Origin of the sequence: Aquitalea sp. USM4, assembly GCF_004328945.1 — a bacterium.
Lineage (GTDB): Bacteria > Pseudomonadota > Gammaproteobacteria > Burkholderiales > Chromobacteriaceae > Aquitalea > Aquitalea pelogenes.
Window position 1 is genome coordinate 1282987 of the sequence record NZ_CP029539.1, and the last position, 19553, is coordinate 1302539.

Annotated in this window: 13 protein-coding genes; 7 read left to right on the forward strand and 6 right to left on the reverse strand. The window is 59.4% G+C overall.

Annotation, left to right across the window (positions count from 1 at the left end):
• Positions 1-161: 161 nt before the first annotated feature.
• A complete protein-coding gene (gene secA / locus DKK66_RS06190) occupies positions 162-2879 on the reverse strand; it encodes a preprotein translocase subunit SecA (protein ID WP_045846439.1) in 2718 nt (905 codons plus the stop codon).
• 478 nt (positions 2880-3357) lie between these two features.
• On the opposite strand from secA, the gene DKK66_RS06195 reads away from it, so the two are divergent.
• From DKK66_RS06195 to DKK66_RS06210, 4 genes are all read left to right on the forward strand, one after another.
• Positions 3358-5097 (forward strand): ABC transporter permease subunit, encoded by a 1740-nt coding sequence (locus tag DKK66_RS06195; protein WP_131356317.1) that lies wholly within the window; start codon positions 3358-3360, stop codon positions 5095-5097.
• A gap of 14 nt (positions 5098-5111) precedes the next feature.
• Positions 5112-6428 carry an AAA-associated domain-containing protein gene (locus DKK66_RS06200; protein ID WP_131356319.1) on the forward strand — a complete coding sequence of 439 codons (1317 nt, stop codon included), beginning with the start codon at positions 5112-5114 and terminating at the stop codon, positions 6426-6428.
• A gap of 408 nt (positions 6429-6836) precedes the next feature.
• Positions 6837-7886, forward strand: a complete 1050-nt coding sequence (locus tag DKK66_RS06205) for a fimbrial protein (protein WP_131356322.1) — start codon at positions 6837-6839, stop codon at positions 7884-7886.
• A gap of 201 nt (positions 7887-8087) precedes the next feature.
• Entirely contained in the window at positions 8088-8522 is a 435-nt protein-coding gene (locus DKK66_RS06210; RefSeq protein ID WP_131356325.1) for a DciA family protein, read from the forward strand.
• Positions 8523-8597: 75 nt separating this feature from the next.
• On the opposite strand, the gene DKK66_RS06215 is transcribed toward DKK66_RS06210, so the two are convergent.
• Genes DKK66_RS06215 through DKK66_RS06230 form a run of 4 tightly spaced genes read right to left on the reverse strand, consistent with a single transcriptional unit; the run spans position 8598 to position 12459 of the window.
• Positions 8598-9680: a sulfate/molybdate ABC transporter ATP-binding protein gene (locus DKK66_RS06215; RefSeq protein WP_131356327.1), complete on the reverse strand. Its 1083-nt coding sequence runs from the start codon at positions 9678-9680 to the stop codon at positions 8598-8600.
• Between the two features lie 47 nt (positions 9681-9727).
• Positions 9728-10606, reverse strand: coding sequence for a sulfate ABC transporter permease subunit CysW (gene cysW, locus DKK66_RS06220; protein ID WP_131356330.1), 879 nt, complete (start codon positions 10604-10606; stop codon positions 9728-9730).
• Positions 10607-10615: 9 nt separating this feature from the next.
• The gene (gene cysT, locus DKK66_RS06225) at positions 10616-11446 is read right to left on the reverse strand and encodes a sulfate ABC transporter permease subunit CysT (RefSeq protein WP_131360866.1); all 831 of its coding nucleotides are present in this window, start codon (positions 11444-11446) and stop codon (positions 10616-10618) included.
• Positions 11447-11466: 20 nt separating this feature from the next.
• Positions 11467-12459, reverse strand: coding sequence for a sulfate ABC transporter substrate-binding protein (locus tag DKK66_RS06230; RefSeq protein WP_131356333.1), 993 nt, complete (start codon positions 12457-12459; stop codon positions 11467-11469).
• Between the two features lie 360 nt (positions 12460-12819).
• On the opposite strand from DKK66_RS06230, the gene DKK66_RS06235 reads away from it, so the two are divergent.
• Positions 12820-14118, forward strand: a complete 1299-nt coding sequence (locus tag DKK66_RS06235; protein WP_131356336.1) for a DUF3422 family protein — start codon at positions 12820-12822, stop codon at positions 14116-14118.
• A 238-nt stretch (positions 14119-14356) separates the two neighbouring features.
• Positions 14357-15982, forward strand: coding sequence for a methyl-accepting chemotaxis protein (locus DKK66_RS06240; RefSeq protein ID WP_131356338.1), 1626 nt, complete (start codon positions 14357-14359; stop codon positions 15980-15982).
• Between the two features lie 99 nt (positions 15983-16081).
• On the opposite strand, the gene DKK66_RS06245 is transcribed toward DKK66_RS06240, so the two are convergent.
• Positions 16082-17980, reverse strand: coding sequence for a propionate--CoA ligase (locus DKK66_RS06245; protein WP_131356341.1), 1899 nt, complete (start codon positions 17978-17980; stop codon positions 16082-16084).
• A gap of 380 nt (positions 17981-18360) precedes the next feature.
• On the opposite strand from DKK66_RS06245, the gene DKK66_RS06250 reads away from it, so the two are divergent.
• A complete protein-coding gene (locus DKK66_RS06250) occupies positions 18361-19527 on the forward strand; it encodes a PP2C family protein-serine/threonine phosphatase (protein WP_197077155.1) in 1167 nt (388 codons plus the stop codon).
• Positions 19528-19553 lie beyond the last annotated feature (26 nt).

The window sequence follows — 19553 nt, forward strand, 5'->3', positions numbered from 1 at the left end:
GTGTTATCAATATTTATGAGCTGCAAGGGTAGCAGAGCGGCCCTTGGCCCACCATCTGCTGCGCCGCAAAATGTACCCGGCTACGTAGCTGCACCTACGCAAAACGCCCTGCATAAAGCAGGGCGTTTGCTGGTTCATGGCATGGTCAGACGAGGTCGGACTCAGGCCAGACGGCCGTGGCACTGCTTGTATTTTTTACCGCTGCCGCAGGGACAAGGGTCGTTGCGGCTCACGCGCAGGCCCTGCTCGGCCAGCGCTTCGGGCGACAAGGGATTGTCCTCTTCGTCCGCGGCACCCAGCGAAGAGCCCGGCTCGGCATGCTGCATTTCGTACTCGCCATGCTGATGCGGTTCGACCGCGTCAACGTCTTCCTGACCGCGAATCTGCACGGTCATCAGGACATTGACCACGCTGCGCTTGATACGCTCCAGCATGTCGGCAAACAGCTCAAACGCTTCGCGCTTGTATTCCTGCTTCGGGTTCTTCTGCGCATAGCCGCGCAGGTGAATGCCCTGACGCAGGTGGTCCATGGCGGCCAGATGTTCGCGCCAGTGGGTATCCAGCATCTGCAGCACCAGGCTGCGTTCGAACTGGCGCATCACCTGCTCGCCAGCCAGCTCCACCTTTGCCTGATAGGCATCGGCAGCCTGCTGGATGATGCGGGCCTTGATATCCGGAATGTCCAGCGTGGATTCGGCCTTGATCCAGTCGGCCACCGGGGCGGCCAGCTGGAATTCGGCTTCCAGTGTTTTCTCCAGACCGACCAGGTCCCACTGCTCTTCCATGGATTCCGGAGGCAGGTGCAGGTCTACCAGGTCGGACAGCACGCCTTCGCGCATATTGATCACCACCGCGCTGACGTCTTCATCCTGCAGGATGTCGTTACGCTGCTGGTAGATCACCTTGCGCTGGTCGTTGGCCACGTCATCGTATTCCAGCAATTGCTTGCGGATGTCGAAGTTACGGCCTTCCACCTTGCGCTGGGCATTTTCGATGGAGCGCGATACCCACGGGTGTTCGATGGCTTCGCCGTCCGGCATTTTCAGACGGTCCATGATGGCGGCCACGCGGTCGGAGGCAAAAATGCGCAGCAGCGGGTCTTCCAGGCTCAGGTAGAAGCGGGAGGAACCCGGGTCGCCCTGACGGCCGGAACGGCCACGCAGCTGGTTGTCGATACGGCGCGATTCATGACGCTCGGTACCGATGATGTGCAGGCCGCCGGCAGCCAGCACTGCGTCGTGGCGTTGCTTCCACTCGGCACGGATGGCTTCGATGCGGGCGTTCTGCTCGGCCTCGGACAGGCTGTCGTCCTTCTGTACCGCGCGGATTTCCGGTTCCGGGTTGCCACCCAGCACGATGTCGGTACCACGACCGGCCATATTGGTGGCCACGGTGATCACACCCGGACGACCGGCCTGCACCACGATGTCGGCTTCACGCGCATGTTCCTTGGCGTTCAGCACATTGTGCGGCAGCTTGGCCTGCTTGAGCAGCTCGGCAATCAGCTCGGAGTTTTCGATGCTGGTGGTACCCACCAGCACCGGCTGGCCACGCTCGTGGCAGTCCTTGATGTCGGCCAGGATGGCGTCGTACTTCTCGCGTGCCGAACGATACACCTTGTCCTGCGCGTCCTTGCGCTGCATCGGACGGTTGGTGGGGATCACCACCGTTTCCAGGCCGTAGATGCTCTGGAATTCGTAGGCTTCGGTATCGGCCGTACCGGTCATCCCGGACAGCTTGCCGTACAGGCGGAAGTAGTTCTGGAAGGTAATGGACGCCAGGGTCTGGTTTTCGCGGTTGATTTCCACGCCTTCCTTGGCTTCCACCGCCTGGTGCAGGCCTTCGGACCAACGGCGGCCAGCCATCAGGCGGCCGGTGAATTCATCCACGATCACCACTTCGCCATCCTGCACCACGTAGTGCTGGTCCAGATGGAAGAGCGAATGGGCGCGCAAGGCGGCCATCAGGTGGTGCATCAGGGTGATGTTGGTGGCGGAATACAGGCTGTCGCCTTCCTTCAGCATGCCCAGCTGTACCAGGATGTCTTCGCAATGCTCGTGACCGGCTTCGGACAGCAGCACGCTATGGGCTTTTTCATCCACCCAGTAGTCGCCCTCGCCGTCTTCGGTTTCCTGACGCTTGAGCAGCGGCGGTACCGCGTTCATGCGCTGGTACATGTCGATATTGTCTTCGGCCGGGCCGGAGATGATCAGCGGGGTACGCGCTTCGTCAATCAGGATGGAGTCCACTTCGTCGACCACGGCAAAGGCCAGCTTGCGCTGCACTTTTTCGCCGGTGGTGAACACCATGTTGTCGCGCAGGTAGTCAAAACCGAATTCGTTATTGGTACCGTAAGTGATGTCGCAGGCATAGGCAGCCTGTTTGTCGTCATGCGCCATCTGCGACAGGTTCACGCCCACGGTCAGGCCGAGGAAGTTGTACAGGCGACCCATGATGCCGGCGTCACGGCTGGCCAGGTAGTCGTTGACGGTGATGACATGCACGCCGTTGCCGGTCAGCGCATTCAGGTACACCGGCAGGGTGCCCACCAGGGTCTTGCCCTCACCGGTACGCATTTCGGCAATCTTGCCGTTGTGCAGCACCATGCCGCCAATCAGCTGCACGTCGAAGTGACGCATGCCCAGCACGCGGCGCGAGGCCTCGCGGCAGACGGCAAAGGCCTCCGGCAGGATACTGTCAAGCGTTGCGCCATCAGCGATGCGCTTCTTGAACTCGGCGGTTTTTCCCGCCAAAGCCTCGTCGGACAGCGCTTTCATGCCATCTTCGAGGGCATTGATGCGCGCCACTTCCTGACGATACTGCTTCAGCAGACGGTCGTTGCGGCTGCCAAATACTTTCTTGAGTAGCGAGGAAATCATGTATTCCAATCCAGAGGCCCGGACGGGCCGATAAAACAAAATAGGCGAAAGTGTAGCACATCCCGAGAACAAGGTTATGGGGGCGAGCTTGCGCTGAATCAAGCCATGTGGGCCAAACTTGTCGCCGCCATATGGCAGTCATGACAAGCTGTCATCGCAGCAATGACAAGCCAAAGCCCGGCATGGCAATGACGACGGATTTGCCAGTAAAGCCCAAACCCGCATAAAGACTGGCAAATGGCTGATTTCCCGCTATTTTTCTACCGAATCATGTCGTTACATAATCCATACAAAAAAATGTCAAATTTCATCAAAATTTTATGAGCGCCTTGTTATCATTCGTGCGCATTTGCAGAGCCAGTTTGATGTTTGCCCACGGCATGCCGTGCCATAACAAAAGATGGTGCTCATCTGATGAAGAAGCGGAACGGGGCCTGCACCGTGCCGCCAGGTTAACCACACCAATCGGAGAGGCCTGATGACTAGCGTTATCCGTCCGTTTATTCCCGCCACAGCCAAGCGGCTGCTGCCCAATCGCTGGGACTTGATTGCTTTCCCGCTGATCCTGGGTTTCCTGTTGTTTGCCACCACCGGCATTGAAGGAACCTGGGCCCCGATCAGCGCCTTGCAGACCGAACCCATTTCGCTGGATGCGGCCAATCTGCCCGAATACGCCTTGCGTACCACCTTGCGCATGCTGGCCGCCATGTTTGCGTCCATCGTGTTCACGCTGATCTACGGCACGCTAGCAGCAAAAAGCCGCCGCGCCGGCCAGTTGCTGGTGCCCATCCTGGACATCCTGCAATCGGTGCCGGTGCTGGGTTATATCTCGTTTTCCGTGACATTCTTCCTGGCGCTGTTCCCCGGCCGGGTGCTGGGCGCTGAATTTGCCGCCATTTTTGCGATTTTCACCTCGCAAGCCTGGAACATGACCTTCAGCTTTTACCAGTCGCTGCGCACCGTGCCCAACGACCTGAAAGAAGTGTCGCAAAACCTGCGCCTGTCCGGCTGGCAGAAGTTCTGGAAACTGGAAGTGCCCTTCTCCATGCCGGGCATGATCTGGAACATGATGATGTCCATGTCCGGCGGCTGGTTCTTCGTGGTGGCGTCCGAAGCCATCACCGTGGGCGACAAGACCGTCACCCTGCCGGGGGTGGGTTCCTATCTGGCCATGGCCATTGCGCAGAAAAACCTGACGGCGGTTGGCTGGGTGATTCTCACCATGACCGTGGTCATCATCATCTACGACCAGTTCCTGTTCCGCCCGCTGGTGGCCTGGGCCGACAAGTTCCGCCTGGAAGACACCATGTCGCAGGCGGCACCGGAATCCTGGGTGCTGAACCTGATCCAGCGCACCCGCGTCATCCAGCAGATCCTGCGTCCGTTTGGCAAGCTGCTGAAAAAGCTGGCGCGCCTGCGCCTGAACATCAGCCTGCCGCGTGCCATCCACACCGAATCCCACGCCGGCGTATCCCGCGGGCTGGATATCATATGGGGTGCCTTCATCACCCTGCTGGTAGGCTATGTCTGCTGGCGGCTGTACAGCTTCATCAGCAGTGAAGTGGGGCTGGGTGAAACCTTCAAGGTGGTTGGTCTGGGCTTCATCACCCTGATCCGCGTCACCTTGCTGATTGCGCTGGCCTCCGTCATCTGGGTGCCGCTGGGCGTGCTGATCGGCCTGCGCCCGCGCCTGGCCGAGATGATCCAGCCGGTTGCCCAATTCCTGGCAGCCTTCCCGGCCAACCTGCTGTTTCCGGTATTCGTGGTGTTCATTGTCCACTTCAAGCTGAACCCGGATATCTGGCTGTCGCCGCTGATCGTGCTGGGTACCCAGTGGTACATCCTGTTCAATGTGGTGGCCGGTGCCAGCGCCTTCCCCAATGACTTCCGCGAAGCGGCCACCAATTTCCACATCAAGGGCTGGCAATGGTGGCGGCAAGTGATGCTGCCGGGCATTTTCCCCTACTACATCACCGGGGCCATCACCGCTTCCGGCGGTGCCTGGAATGCCAGCATCGTGTCGGAAATGGTGTCCTGGGGCGATGACAAGCTGGCAGCCCACGGCCTGGGCGCGTATATCGCCCAAATGACCGCTGCTGGTGACTTTCCCAAGATTCTGCTCGGCATCTGCGTGATGTCGCTGTTTGTCGTGTTGTTCAACCGTCTGCTGTGGCGTCCGCTGTACGCCATTGCCGAAAACAAACTCCGTCTCAACTGACCAGGGGGAAAATCATGCACAACGAAACCACAACCCTGCGGCAGGAAATCTTCTCCCTCAAGCATGTCGACAAGGGCTATCACAAGGGTTGCGAAGACGATATCCAGGTGCTGGACGACGTCAACCTCACCTTGCATGAAGGCGAAATCGTCGGCCTCTTGGGCCGTTCCGGTTCGGGCAAGTCCACCTTGCTGCGTATCATTGCCGGGCTGATTCAGGCCAGCAGTGGCGAAGTGAACTACTGCGGCCAGCCGCTGACCGGCCCGGCCGAAGGCGTGGCCATGGTATTCCAGACCTTTGCCCTGTTCCCGTGGCTGACCGTGCTGCAAAACGTGGAAGCCGGGCTGGAAGCCCTGGGCGTGGAACCCAAAGAGCGCCGCCGCCGCGCACTGGCCGCCATCGACCTGATCGGCCTGGACGGTTTTGAAAACGCCTACCCGCGCGAATTGTCCGGCGGCATGCGCCAACGTGTGGGCTTTGCCCGTGGCCTGGTGGTGAACCCCACCCTGCTGCTGATGGATGAACCGTTCTCGGCGCTGGACGTGCTGACTGCCGAAACCCTGCGTACCGACCTGCTCGACCTGTGGAACCAGAAGCAGCTGCCGATCAAGTCCGTGCTGATCGTCACCCACAACATCGAGGAAGCGGTGTTCATGTGTGACCGCATCATGGTGCTGTCGTCCAATCCGGGCCGTGTGGTGGCGGAAATCAAGGTGCCGTTTGCCCATCCGCGCAACCGGCTGGACCCGGCATTCCGCAAGATGGTGGATGACATCTACGCGCTGATGACCCAGCGCCGCAGCGCCGACACCCTGCACAAGGTGCAGCTGGAAATCGGCAGTCCCTTGACCGAGGTGTCCACCAACCTGATGGCCGGCCTGATGGAAGCGCTGGCCGCCGCACCGTACAACGGCCGTGCCGACCTGCCGGAAATCGGCAGCAAGCTGCTGCTGGAAGTGGACGACCTGTTCCCGGTGGCCGAAACGCTGGAACACCTGGGCTTTGTCGAACTGCGCGACGGGGATATCGAACTGACCGCCGCTGGCAAGCTGTTTGCCGACTACGGCACACAGGAACGCAAGGTGCTGTTTGCCGAGCATCTGCTGCGTCATATTCCGCTGGCCGCCCGTATTCGCCGCGTGCTGCAGGAACGTCCGGGCCAACGCGCGCCGCGCCTGCGCTTTGAACAGGAGCTGGAAGACTCACTGAGTGACGGTGCCGCCGAGGAAACGCTGGATACCGTGATCAGCTGGGGCCGCTACGCGGAAATCTTCTCCTACAACGACCACAGCGAAACCTTCAGTCTGGAAGACATGGAGGGTGGGCAGTAAACAAGCCGAGTACTCAACACAAGGCCACATCTCACGATGTGGCCTTTTTTGTTTCCCACCTCAATACAAGCAACGCAGCCATATCATGACAATTAAATAATGAAGCCATACTCAACGGTATCAATGCATACCAACGCAGATCTTCCAGCAAGCACAAGTGTGTAAAGGAAACCCCCCTATGCAAGCTCGGAATTTTCCATTTGAAAATTCTGGAACAGCTACTAACAATAAAAGATCAAATACTGCACCAAAATTCAAGGCACGCCAGTGTATATCAAGGCTAGTTCACCCACTTCCCAGAAACAATAACAGCCAATTAAAAGAAATCCAAATAACAGCCAAAATCTTGCATGCCGTTTACTACGACTATTTTACAGGCAACACCAGCAAGCACAAAGGGTTAAACTGATGAAATCAACCATTATCCGCATACTATTTATTATCGGTTGCCTTTTTCAGGCACAAACCAGCCTGGCGTGTACCGGAACCTATAGCCAATACATCGCAACCCCTTTTTCGATCACCGTGCCTGGCCGTGATGCACCGCTCGTGACACCACTGACTCCATGGTACACATACACCACACCCATTTATTCCGGCTGTCCCACTACACAAGCCATCCAGATCGGCATGATTAGGCAAGCAGGTTATGATGTTGGCATTAATTACTACGACCCCTCAGATGGAATTAGCCATCCCATCCAAAAAATAACATCGCCGGCATTGGTTGGAATCGGCTTTATTGTAGCTGCGGGCTCATCCCCATCAGCATGGCAAACTTTAAGTTTATACGACTCGTCAGGAATAGCAAATTACAATGGCTTTGTCACAACATCTTCAAATGGAATTATTACTGCCTCTGTCAAAATTCGCCTTATACGCTACTCCCCATTACAAAATACAAACTCTTTTACCATCATCAGTGGTCAACCAATTATTACATTTCCATGGAAGTATGCAACCTGGTCTTCATGGGACAGAACAATGTCTACTACTTTTCGAACAAGTGCAACCGGCACCTTCACCAATAGCTTATTTCAAACATGCAGCGTACTGACCCCCAATTTACAAGTTAACCTGCCCTCCATAGAGGGAAACAAACTTAACGCCATTGGAGCCACTGCCGGTGACACGCCATTCAATTTATCGCTCAATTGCCCTAGCGGAGTTAATTTGTACATTACCATGACTGATAAAACCAATCCGGGACAGACCAGCAATATTATCAATTTAACCAGCGACTCCACTGCCAAGGGTGTTGGCATACAGATTAAAAAAAATGGCCAGACCATTTCGATGGGGCCTGATTCCAGTGCAGCAGGCAATACCAATCAGTTCTGGGCGGGGAGTATTAATGGCGTGGCAACCATTCCTCTCAGTGCCAATTACATCCGGACAGATACCGTCTCCGGCGGCAGTGTCAAAGCCACCACCACGTTTACCTTGTCTTATCAATGATGAACAAGGAAAGATATCAGCCGTACTGTGTATATTTATTTACCTTCTGAGGTTGCCTGGCCCAAAGCGGGTAGCAGATTCAGGAAAACGGGCCTACCGATTGGCAACCGTATCAGACAAGAAATGACGGACAAGAATAGTAAAGCCGCAGCTTGAGGGCATCAGTTATAATAGTGCCTATCATTTGAGCCCAGAAGCCCCATGTCAGAACGCCAGTTTGAAGATATCGCCCGTGGTGACAGCACGCTGCGCCAGCTCACGCGTGAGGCCAATGCGCTGATGGCGCTGGACCAGGTATTCCGCAGCCAGTTGCCGCCGCAGCTGGCCGAGGCCTGCCGCGCTGTGCGCATTCGCGATGGCGAGCTGGTGGTGTTTGCCAATAACGGCATTGTCGCTGCCCGCTTGCGCATGATGGGCAACAGCTTGCTGGCCCCGCTGGAGGCGCGCGGCTACAGCGCCAGCAAGGTGCGTATCAAGGTGGACATCCACCTGACGCCACCGCCACCGCCACCCAAGCGCATCGGTATCAGCCAGCAGGCGCTGGCCGAAATTGAAGCCGGAGCCCGGCAAGTAAGCAATCCGCTGGTCAGCGCGGCGCTGGCACGGCTGATTGCCCATCACAAATCCTGCTCCTGAGCCCTGCTCCAGCATGAAAAAAGGCCGTATACCAGCTGGTATGCGGCCTGTTGCATTCAGATTGTCCGGTCGAGGTCAGATCACATAGTCTTGCTGGCCGGAGGCATCTTTCAGGAATACCGCCAGCTTGCGCGGGGTGACATAAACGGTGTCGCCCGGCACGATGCCCAGCGCGCGGAAACGCTCCTTGCTGACTGCGGCCTCGATGGTCTGGCCATCGGTTTGCTGCAACTCCACCCGCACCACCGGCCCGACAGCATGAATGTGCTCGACCCGGCCTTGCGCCAATGCACCTTCGGCCTGCAGGCTGAGGTCCAGATCATGTGGGCGTACATAGGCCACGGCAGCGTCGCCGTCGGCATCCTGATGCTGGCTCAGTGCCTGCTCGTAATTGCCGATGGTGAGCTGACCGGCATCCACCCGGCCGTGGAACAGGTTCACATCGCCCAGGAACTGCGTGACGAAAGGCGTGGCCGGATGTTCGTAGATATCATCCGGACGGCCCACTTGCTCGATATGACCGTGATCCATCACCACCACGCGGTCGGACACTTCCAGTGCTTCTTCCTGATCGTGGGTCACAAACACGCTGGTGATGTGCATGTCGTTGTGCAGGTCGCGCAGCCAGCGGCGCAAGTCCTTGCGCACCTTGGCATCCAGCGCACCAAAGGGTTCATCCAGTAGCAGCACCTTGGGTTCCACCGCCAGTGAGCGGGCCAGGGCGATGCGCTGGCGCTGGCCGCCGGACAACTGGCCGGGATAGGCATCGGCCAGCCAGTCCAGCTGCACCATCTTCAGCAACTTCATCACCCGCTCGCGGATTTCCTCTTGTGACGGGCGTTCGCGGCGCGGCTTCACCGACAGGCCGAAGGCCACGTTGTCGAATACCGTCATATGGCGGAACAGCGCGTAATGCTGGAACACGAAGCCCACCTGACGCTCGGCCACATGGGTATTGGTGGCGTCGGTTCCGCCAAACAGCACCTGGCCGGCATCCGGCTTTTCCAGCCCGGCAATGATGCGCAGCAAGGTGGTCTTGCCGCAGCCGGACGGCCCCAGCAACGCCAGCAGCTCACCGGAAGCGACATCAAGACTGACATTGTCCAGCGCGGTGAACTGGCCAAACTGTTTGCGGATATTGCGGATTTCAATGCTCATCGTGGTTCTCCGGCCGCCGCCTGTGGCAGCGGTTCACATCATTCGGTTCAGGGCTGTGCCGCCTGGGCTTGCATGCGGGCTTCGGCAGTACGCAGGGTGGAGGCCTGTTGCTGGCGGTGCAGCCGCCATTCCACCAGCGACTTCACCAGCAGGGTCACCAGCGCCAGCAAGGCCAGCAGCGAGGCGCAGGCAAAAGCACCAACAAAGTTGTATTCGTTGTAAAGGATTTCCACATGCAGCGGGATGGTGTTGGTTTCGCCACGAATATGGCCGGACACCACGCTGACCGCGCCAAATTCGCCCATGGCGCGGGCATTGGTGAGGATGACCCCGTACAGCAGACCCCACTTGATATTGGGCAGGGTCACCTTGCGGAAGGTCTGCCAGCCGCTGGCCCCCAGCACGATGGCTGCCTGTTCTTCATCCGCCCCTTGCGACTGCATCAGCGGAATCAGCTCGCGGGCAACAAAGGGGAAGGTGACGAATACCGTGGCCAGCACAATGCCCGGCACGGCAAAAATCACCTGCAGACCGTGGTCCTGCAGCCAGCCGCCCACCACCGTATTGGCACCGAACAGCAGGATGAACATCAGCCCCGCCACCACCGGCGACACGGCAAACGGCAGGTCGATCAGCGTGGTGAGCAGGCTTTTGCCGCGGAATTCAAAGCGTGCAATCGCCCAGGCCGCCGCCACACCAAACACCAGGTTGAGCGGCACCGCGATGGCGGCGGAAATCAGTGTCAGCTTGATGGCGGACAGTGCTTCCGGCTCCACCAGCGCAGTCAGGTACAGCTGCCAGCCCTTGTGCAACGCTTCCCAGAACACGCCAATCAGGGGCAGCAGCAAGAACAGGAACAAAAATACCAGCGCCACGGCAGTCAGGACATAGCGTACCGGGCGGCTTTCAGTCGTCAGAGTGGCCATGTTTACCCCTTAACGCGCACCGTGGCGGCGTGCGGCCCACCACTGGATCAGGTTGATCAACAACAGGAAGACAAAGGAAATGCCCAGCATCACCAGTGCCACCGCGGTAGCGCCTTGCTGGTCGAACTGGTCCAGCTTGGAGACGATGATCAGCGGGGCGATTTCCGACACCATCGGAATATTGCCAGCAATGAAAATGACCGAGCCGTATTCACCAGTGGCACGGGCAAAGGCCATGGTGCCACCGGTAATCAGCGAGGGCAGCGTGGCCGGGAAAATCACCCGGCGGAAAATGTCCCAGCGGCTGGCACCCAGGCAGGTGGCGGCTTCTTCCAGTTCCTTTTCCAGGTCTTCCAGTACCGGCTGTACGGTTCGCACCACAAAGGGCAGGCCGATGAAGGTGAGCGCCACGATGATGCCCAGCGGGGTGAACGCCACCTTGATGCCCAGCGGAGCCAGAAACTGGCCGATCCAGCCATTGGGCGCATACAGCGTGGTCAGCGCGATACCGGCCACTGCGGTAGGCAGGGCAAAGGGCAGGTCCACCAGCGCATCCACCAGCCGCTTGCCGGGGAAGGGGTAGCGCACCAGCACCCAGGCCACCAGAAAGCCGAATACCAGGTTGATGAGGGCGGACAGACCGGCCGTGGCAAAGGACAGCCGGATGGATGCCATGACCCGCGGGCTACCCACCGCAGCGGCGAAACCGTCCCAGCCCATGCCGACGGTGGAATACACCAGCGCGGCAAAAGGCAGCAGCACGATCAGCGCCAGCCAGAACAAAGTAATGCCGAAGCTGAGCCGGAAACCCGGCAGCACGCTATGGCGCAGATTGAGGATATTGCTCACAGACACTCCGCTTAACGCTTGCTGTAGATCTGGTCAAACACGCCGCCATCGGCAAAGTGCTTTTGATTGACCGCCGCCCAGGAACCGAACACGCTTTGCACGGTAAAGGTTTTCACATAGGGAAACTGGGCATCGAATTTCTGCGCCACGGCCTTGTCCTGCGGACGCAGATAGTTTTGTGCGGCAATGGTCTGGCCTTCGGTACTCCACAGGAAGCGCAGATAGTCTTCCGCCTGTTTGCGGCTACCTTTCTTGTCCACCACCTTGTCGACAATGGCCACCGGGTTTTCCGCCAGCACCGACAGCGGCGGGTAGACGATTTCAAAGCTGCCACGGCCGAATTCGCGGGCAATCAGCTCGGCTTCGTTCTCGAAGGTCACCAGCACATCGCCGATCTGGCGCTGCATGAAGGTGGTGGTGGCGGCACGGCCACCGCCATCCAGCACCGGTACGTTCTTGAAGATGCCCGTCACCAGTGCGCGCGCCTTGGCTTCGCTGCCGCCCGGCTGCTTCAGCCCGGCACCCCAGGCCGCCAGATAGGTATAGCGGCCATTGCCGGAGGTTTTCGGATTGGGGATGATCACCTGCACACCCGGCTTGGCCAGGTCATTCCAGTCGTGCACCTTGTGCGGATTGCCTTTGCGCACCAGGAACACTGTGGTGGAAGTAAACGGCACCGATGCATTGGGCAGTCGGCTGGACCAGTTGGCCGGAATCAGGCCGCGCGTGGCCAGCAGGTCGATGTCCGAGGCCTGGTTCATGGTGATGACATCCGCCGCCAGGCCATTGGCCACCGACAAGGCCTGCTTGCTGGAACCGCCGTGCGACTGCTGGATGGTGACGGTTTCCCCGGTCTTCGCCTTGTAGGCTTTCTGGAAGGCCGGGTTGTAGTCCTTGTAGAAATCGCGCATCACGTCGTAAGACACATTCAGCAAGCTGGCATCAGCCAGAACATGAGCGGATAGCAAAGCTGCCAGAACACCGGCAAACGCGCGCAATTTCATGATGGACTCCAGAATGGTGAGGTTGCATCATGCTAACCCGACAGCTTTATTCGATTTAATAATATTATTACCTACACTTATACAAAATTAATCTATCAATCCTGTGGCGGGTGACAAGCAAGTTTCCACTCGGCCATGCTGGCTATCCGGAAACCAACACAGCCCGCTAGCGCAGAATGGCGCCATCACAGCGCCAGGCCTTGCTGAATGGTGCTCAGTGCCGGCTCTGGCGCGCTGGCGTGGTAATTGCATGGTATGCCAGGGCGACGTTCGGGTATGCTGATGCGCGCAAGCGGTTTGAGTACTGGGCAGGCTGGCGGCCACCCCAGTCCTGAAACCGTTTCTTTTTCAGGACCTGTCATGACCACACTCACCCCGCATCACCTGCGCCGTGAACTGAACGAAGAGGCGCATGCCCGGCCCTATGCCGCCATTCCCTCGCCTGCCCGGCTGACCTCGCTCAGCCTGTATTACGACTTTGACGACGCACCACAACGTGCGGCACTGGCCGACCTGGCCCAGCGCATGGGCCTGCCTGCGCCCCTGCCCGGCCAGGCTTATTACTCGGCCAGCGCAGGCGACTTGCTGGTGCGCTGGTCCTTGCATGCCGAATTTGCCCGTTACACCTTTATTGTCAGTGGCGATTGCAACGACCCGTTCGACCGCACCCCGCTGGACCGCATTCCTTCAGCCTGGCTGCGCGAGCTGCCCGGCGTGGTGCTGGTGGCACTGCACGCGGTACTGTTGCCGGCCGAGCGGGAAACCGAGCTGGCCGACATGTCCAGCCGCTGGTTTGGCGGCCGCGAGCTGATTGGGGCCGAAATCGGCGATGGCAACGGCGCGGCCTATACCGACCTGCGACTGCATCCAGATGCCCGTCTGGCCGAAGGCTTCTCCCGTTATGTGGTGGTGGACCGCGCCATGGGCCCCAACCAGTCCGGCCGCATGCTGCAACGGCTGTTCGAGCTGGAAACCTACCGCATGCTCACCTTGCTGGCGCTGCCCATTGCCAAGAAGCAAATGCGCGATCTGGACAATCTGGGCATCGCGCTGCGTGCCATCACCGAACGCATGGCCAGTGGCGAGGGCAATGGCTCGGACGCTCAACTGCTATCCGAGCTCACCGGCCTTGCCACCCGGGTGGAACAGCTGATTTCGGAAAGCCAGTACCGTTTTTCCGCCTCACAGGCTTACTACCGCCTGGTGGAAGCCCGCATTGGCGAATTGCGCGAACAGCGCATCTCCGGCATGCAGCCCTTCCGTGAATTCATGGAACGGCGGCTGTCCCCGGCCATGAACACCTGCGACACCGTGCTGCGGCGGCAAGACCGCATCACCGCCCGCCTGCAACGCACCACTGCGCTGCTGCGTACCCGGGTGGAAGTGCTGCATGAAGAACAGAACCGCGCCTTGCTGGCCAGCATGGACCGCCGCGCCGCCCTGCAACTGCGCTTGCAGGAAACGGTGGAAGGCCTGTCGGTGGGGGTGCTGACCTATTACATGGTGAGCCTGCTGCACCACCTGCTGGCTGCGGTGGAGTCCGTCGGCATTCATCTGAATGTGGAGCTGCTCACCGGCATCGCCATTCCGCTGGTGGCACTGGTGGTGTGGTTCAGCATGCACAAGCTGAAAGCCTCGCTGGGAAGCGGGCACGATTGAAGCCTGTCGGCCCGCCACCATCAGGCGGGCCGATTTGTCAGGATACGCCGGGCCGCAACCCGTCCTTCCGGCCCAAGCAAGCCATTGTTTGACAATTATGATTGTCATTACACAGGCATTCCCGGAAAATCCCCGGTCTTTAACAGGGTCAGTGCCGTTTAGCCAGCACACACCTTCAAGCAAACCGGCAAATCAACATTCCAACAGGCTCAGCCTCACCCCCGCACGGATTCACGCCATGACTCACCAGAACCAGAAGCTAAAACCCGTCCTGACCGGCTTTATTGCCATTGTTGTCGTCCTGCTGCTTGCCCTTGGCGGCATCACGCTGTTCAGCCTGCAACGCATAGACCAGAGCGCCCATTACGAGCAGGACGTCACCAATGCATTGGTGCAGCACATGACGGACGTGCGCTACCACGTGGTGCAGATCCAGCAGTTTCTGACCGATGTCAGCGCCACCGGCGACGCCGATGGCTACAAGGACGCGGAAGAGCACTACCAGGCCCTGCAGAAAAACCTGCCGGCCATGATCAGCCTCGATCCGCAGCTCAGCAGCCAGGTTAATGGCATGCAACAGTCGCTGGACCAGTTTTACGCGGTGGGCAAGCGCATGGCCAAGGCCTATATCGATGGCGGACGGGAAGCGGGCAATGTGCTGATGAAGGAAAAAGGCAGCGGCTTTGATGACCGCGCCGAAGCACTGACCAAACAGGTTGAAGCCCTGAACGAGCACATCCATAAGGCCGATGACGCAGCTTATGCCGCCATGAACAAGACGGCGAATGACTTGCGCAACATGATGCTGGGCCTGACCGCCATGCTGGTGGTGGTGGTGGTGCTGGGCGGTGTGCTGTTGTACCGCCGCGTGTTTGGCGTACTGGGCGGCGAACCCGCCCTTGCCATGGAAGTGGCCAACCGTATTGCCAGCGGCGACCTGAGCCAGCGCATCGAGCTGTCGTCTGCCAGCCAGGGCAGCCTGATGGACAGCCTGTCCACCATGCAACGCCAGCTGCGCAATATCACCAGCAATATCCGCACCCTGTCTGGCGAACTGGACAGCAGCGCCGACAGCATGAGCAGCGCCGCGCACAATCTGCAGCAAAGCAGCACGGTACAAAGCGAATCTACCCGCTCGATGAGCGTGTCGGTGGAGGAAGTGCTGCAAAGCATCCAGCAACTGGGCAGCCAGAGCGACGACGTCGGCCACGAAGCCCGCAATGCCGGCGCCATGGTGAGCGATTGCGAACAGCTGATCCATGCCACCGCCAGCGACATCAGCCACATTGCCGAGCGCATCAGCAGTGCCGCCAGCGCGATTGACGATCTGGACAAGCAGACCGACGCCATTGCCTCCATTACGCGCACCATTCATGACATTGCCGACCAGACCAATCTGCTGGCGCTCAATGCCGCGATTGAAGCGGCACGCGCCGGGGAAATGGGCCGTGGCTTTGCCGTGGTGGCCGATGAAGTGCGCAAGCTGGCCGAGCGTACCGGCGTGGCCACGGTGGAAATTTCCGGTCAGATCGACACCATCCGCCAGGGTATGGGCAGTGTGGTGGGGGTGATGCAAAGCAGTGTGGATGCGTCCAATCACGGGGTGGAACAAACCCACAAGGCACGCGAAGCCATCAGCGGCATCCGCCAGAATACCGATCAGATCGCCCAGCACATCCAGGGCATCAGCCTGGCCTTGCATGAGCAGCAAACCGCCATGACCGACATGGCCCAGCGTATCGAAGTGGTGGCCAACATGACCGAGGCCAACCAGGCCACGGTGGAAGCTTCCGCCGCCGCGTCCGACCAGCTGAGCAGCCATGCCAAGGCGCTGCATGCCGCCGTTGGTGTGTTCCGCTCCTGATCAGCAGCCGTAAAAAAACCGCATCCTGCAAAGGATGCGGCTGAATCCACAGCCGGAAACTGACCCGTACCGGCTGCTTCCACCCAATCTGTTATCGGCTCAGGACTGCACCGCCTCGCGCACTTGCTCCAGCCCGGTCGGGTCGTCCAGCGTGGTCAGGTCACCCGGGTCACGCCCCTCGGCCAATGCCTGGATGGAGCGACGCAGCACCTTGCCGGAACGGGTCTTGGGCAGCTGGTTGACGAAATAAACCCGTGCCGGATTGGCAATGGCCCCCAGCTGGGATGCCACCTTGGCAATCACTTCTTTTTCCAGTGCGGCTTTCTTTTCCGGGTCTTTCAACACCGACGGGTCGCGCAGCACGGCAAAGGCCTGCGGCACCTGCCCCTTCAGCGTGTCATGCACGCCCACCACCGCCACCTCGGCAATGGCGGAGTGACCGGACACGGCTTCTTCGATTTCCCGCGTACCCAGGCGGTGGCCAGCGACGTTGATCACGTCATCGGTGCGGCCAAGAATGGTGAAGTAACCGTCGGCATCACGGATGCCCCAGTCGAAGGAGGAGTACACCTTGCGGTCCTGGAACAGGCTGAAATAGGTGTTCACAAAACGCTCGTCCTGCCCCCACACCGTGCTCATGCAGCCCGGCGGCAGCGGCGGAATCACCGCAATCACGCCCTTCTCGCCGGCTGGCACTTCCTCGCCGGTAGCCTCGTCCAGCAGCTTCACGTTATAGCCATACACCGGTAAGCCGGGGCTGCCCAGCTTGGTGGGCAGGGCTTCCACGCCATTGCACACGGTCAGCATCGGCCAGCCGGTTTCGGTCTGCCAGTAGTTGTCCAGCACCGGGATTTTCAGTTCTTCGGAAATCCAGCTGGCGGTGGGCTCGTCCAGCGGCTCACCGGCCATGAACAAAGCCCGCAGGCTGGACAGATCGTATTTGTGCAGCCATTCCGGATCCTGCTTTTTCAGCACACGGATGGCGGTGGGGGCGGAAAACATCACCGTGGCGCGGTATTTTTCCACCAGCTGCCACCAGATGCCCGGATCGGGACGAATCGGCAGGCCTTCGTACACCAGCGTGGCCATGCCACAGATCAACGGGGCGTACACGATGTAGGAATGGCCCACCACCCAGCCGATGTCCGAGGTGGAGAAGAAGGTTTCCCCCGGCTTGCCGCCGTAGATGTATTCCATGCTGGACGCCAGCGCCACGGCATAGCCGCCGGTGTCGCGCTGCACACCCTTGGGTTTGCCGGTGGTGCCGGAGGTATACAGGATGTAGCTGGGATGGTTGGACTCCACCCACACCACCTCGGCGCGGTCGTCCTGATGCTGCTGACGCAGGGTGGCGTAATCCAGATCGCGCCCCGGCTTCATCATCGGCGCTTCGGCAAGGCCACGGTTGACCAGAATCACCTTGGCCGGGGCGGCGGCACCTGCCAGCTCCATGGCCTCGTCCACCAGCGGCTTGTAGGCAATCACCTTGCCACCGCGCATGCCGGCATCGGCAGTTACCAAGAGCTTGGGTGCCGCGTCTTCGATGCGGGTGGCCAGGCTGGCCGAGGCAAAGCCGCCAAACACCACCGAGTGAATCGCACCCAGCCGCACCGTGGCCAGCATGGCAAACACGGCTTCGGGAATCATCGGCATGTAGATCAGTACCCGGTCGCCCTTGCCCACGCCCTGTGCCTGCATGATGGCGGCAAAGCGGCTGACTTCTTCGTGCAGCTGGCGATAGGTGTAGGTGATTTCGGCACCGGTTTCGCTGGAGACATGAATCAGCGCGGCCTGGTCAGGCCGGGTTTCCAGGTGGCGGTCTACCGCGTTGTAACAGAGGTTGGTCTCGCCACCGGCAAACCATTGGCGAAACGGTGGATTGTCGTATTGCAGCACCTGCGTACAGGGCTTGTGCCAGTGAATCCGCTGTGCCTCGGCACCCCAGAAGACATCTGGCTGCTCGATGGAACGGCGGTGGAATTCTTGATAGGCGCTCATGCAGTCTCCCGAGGATGTAGGCTAGTTCATTGTTTTATTTATCAACCAAGCGGTTGCTAGATTAACAAAATAAGCCCTTTGCCTCACAGGGTCAAGCCTGATCACAGCCAAAGCCATCCGCGCAAGCTGGCCGGTGGGCCCAAAGCAACAACCCTGGCCCTGCAATTACCGTAACTTCACTTGCAACAAGTAATTACCAATTGATGCGTATTTGATTAGCGATAAAGCAAAATTCATGGTGTCGTAACCGAATCATCATGCGGGAATTTTAGACTGCCGCCAGTCACTTCTTGCCGAGACACACCATGCCGCTAGACAGCACGCCCCAGCCCGCACACACCGCCACGATGGCTGGTCATCTGTTGCAAACGCCGCCAACCGTGAGCCCTTCTGACAATAACTACCACGTACTGGAGCTGTTCTCGCAGGACGAATCACTGGCCAACATTCCGGTGGTGGAACAGCAGCGCGCGGTCGGCATCATCAACCGCAATACCTTCATGAGCACGCTGGCACGGCCCTTCCACCGCGAAATTTTCGGCCGCAAGCCCTGCACCTCGTTCATGAATGCCAGCCCGCTGATCGTGGACTACCTCACCCCCATCACCGAGCTGTCCTTCATGGCGCTGGAAGCAGACCGCAAGGTACTGTCCGACGGTTTCCTGATCAATCTGGACAATGCTTATGCCGGCATGGGCCAAGGGGTGTCGCTGATGCAGGCGCTGGCCGACCAGCAGGCGGAAAAGCACCGTCAGATGATGGAGAGCATCAACTACGCCAGCGTGATCCAGCAGTCTTTCCTGCAAAGTTCGCGCCGCGACATGGCCGCCGCGCTGGACGACTACTTCATGGTATGGGCCCCGCGCGACATCGTTGGCGGCGACTATTACTACTTCGTCAAACGGCCAGACGGTTTCTTTGTGGCGGTCATCGACTGCACCGGCCATGGCGTGCCGGGTGCCTTCATGACGCTGATCATGGCCTCTACGCTCAAACAAGTACTGAGCAGCCACGACCTGCACAACCCGGCCGCCCTGCTGCGCGCCATCAACCAGCAGGTCAAGCAGTCGCTGGGCCAGCTCACCCCGGAAGAAGCCGGCCTTGCCGATCACCCGGAGCTGAACTCGGACGACGGCATGGACGGTGCCTTCTGCTGGTTCGACAACGCCAGCCGCACCCTCACCTACGCCTCGGCCAAGACGCCGCTGTTTGTACTGCAGCCGGGTAAGGACGAAGTGGACACACTGGACGGCAACAAGAAGGGCGTGGGCTATGTCGGCACCCCGCTGGACTATCACTGGGACAACCATCAGGTGCAATTGCCGCCGGGCAGCCGGCTGTATATCAGCACCGACGGCATCATCGACCAGATCGGCGGCCCCAAGCGCATCTGCTTTGGCAAAAAGCGGCTGAAGGAAAACATCCTCAAGCACGCTGGCAAGCCGATGCAGCAACAACAAAAACTGCTGATCGACGCCTTCCTCAAGTGGCAGGGCGAGAACAGCCGCCGCGACGACGTCAGCCTGTTCGGCGTCCACCTGGCCTGACCCATCAACATTGCAAGTGAGCACAG

Coding starts and splice junctions, on each gene's coding strand:
- DKK66_RS06245 (WP_131356341.1), bottom strand. CDS start 17,980: ATGAGCGCCTATCAAGAATTCCACCGCCGTTCCATCGAGCAGCCAGAT.
- cysW (WP_131356330.1), bottom strand. CDS start 10,606: ATGGCCACTCTGACGACTGAAAGCCGCCCGGTACGCTATGTCCTGACT.
- DKK66_RS06235 (WP_131356336.1), top strand. CDS start 12,820: ATGACCACACTCACCCCGCATCACCTGCGCCGTGAACTGAACGAAGAG.
- secA (WP_045846439.1), bottom strand. CDS start 2,879: ATGATTTCCTCGCTACTCAAGAAAGTATTTGGCAGCCGCAACGACCGT.
- DKK66_RS06205 (WP_131356322.1), top strand. CDS start 6,837: ATGAAATCAACCATTATCCGCATACTATTTATTATCGGTTGCCTTTTT.
- DKK66_RS06230 (WP_131356333.1), bottom strand. CDS start 12,459: ATGAAATTGCGCGCGTTTGCCGGTGTTCTGGCAGCTTTGCTATCCGCT.
- DKK66_RS06195 (WP_131356317.1), top strand. CDS start 3,358: ATGACTAGCGTTATCCGTCCGTTTATTCCCGCCACAGCCAAGCGGCTG.
- DKK66_RS06240 (WP_131356338.1), top strand. CDS start 14,357: ATGACTCACCAGAACCAGAAGCTAAAACCCGTCCTGACCGGCTTTATT.
- DKK66_RS06215 (WP_131356327.1), bottom strand. CDS start 9,680: ATGAGCATTGAAATCCGCAATATCCGCAAACAGTTTGGCCAGTTCACC.
- DKK66_RS06200 (WP_131356319.1), top strand. CDS start 5,112: ATGCACAACGAAACCACAACCCTGCGGCAGGAAATCTTCTCCCTCAAG.
- DKK66_RS06210 (WP_131356325.1), top strand. CDS start 8,088: ATGTCAGAACGCCAGTTTGAAGATATCGCCCGTGGTGACAGCACGCTG.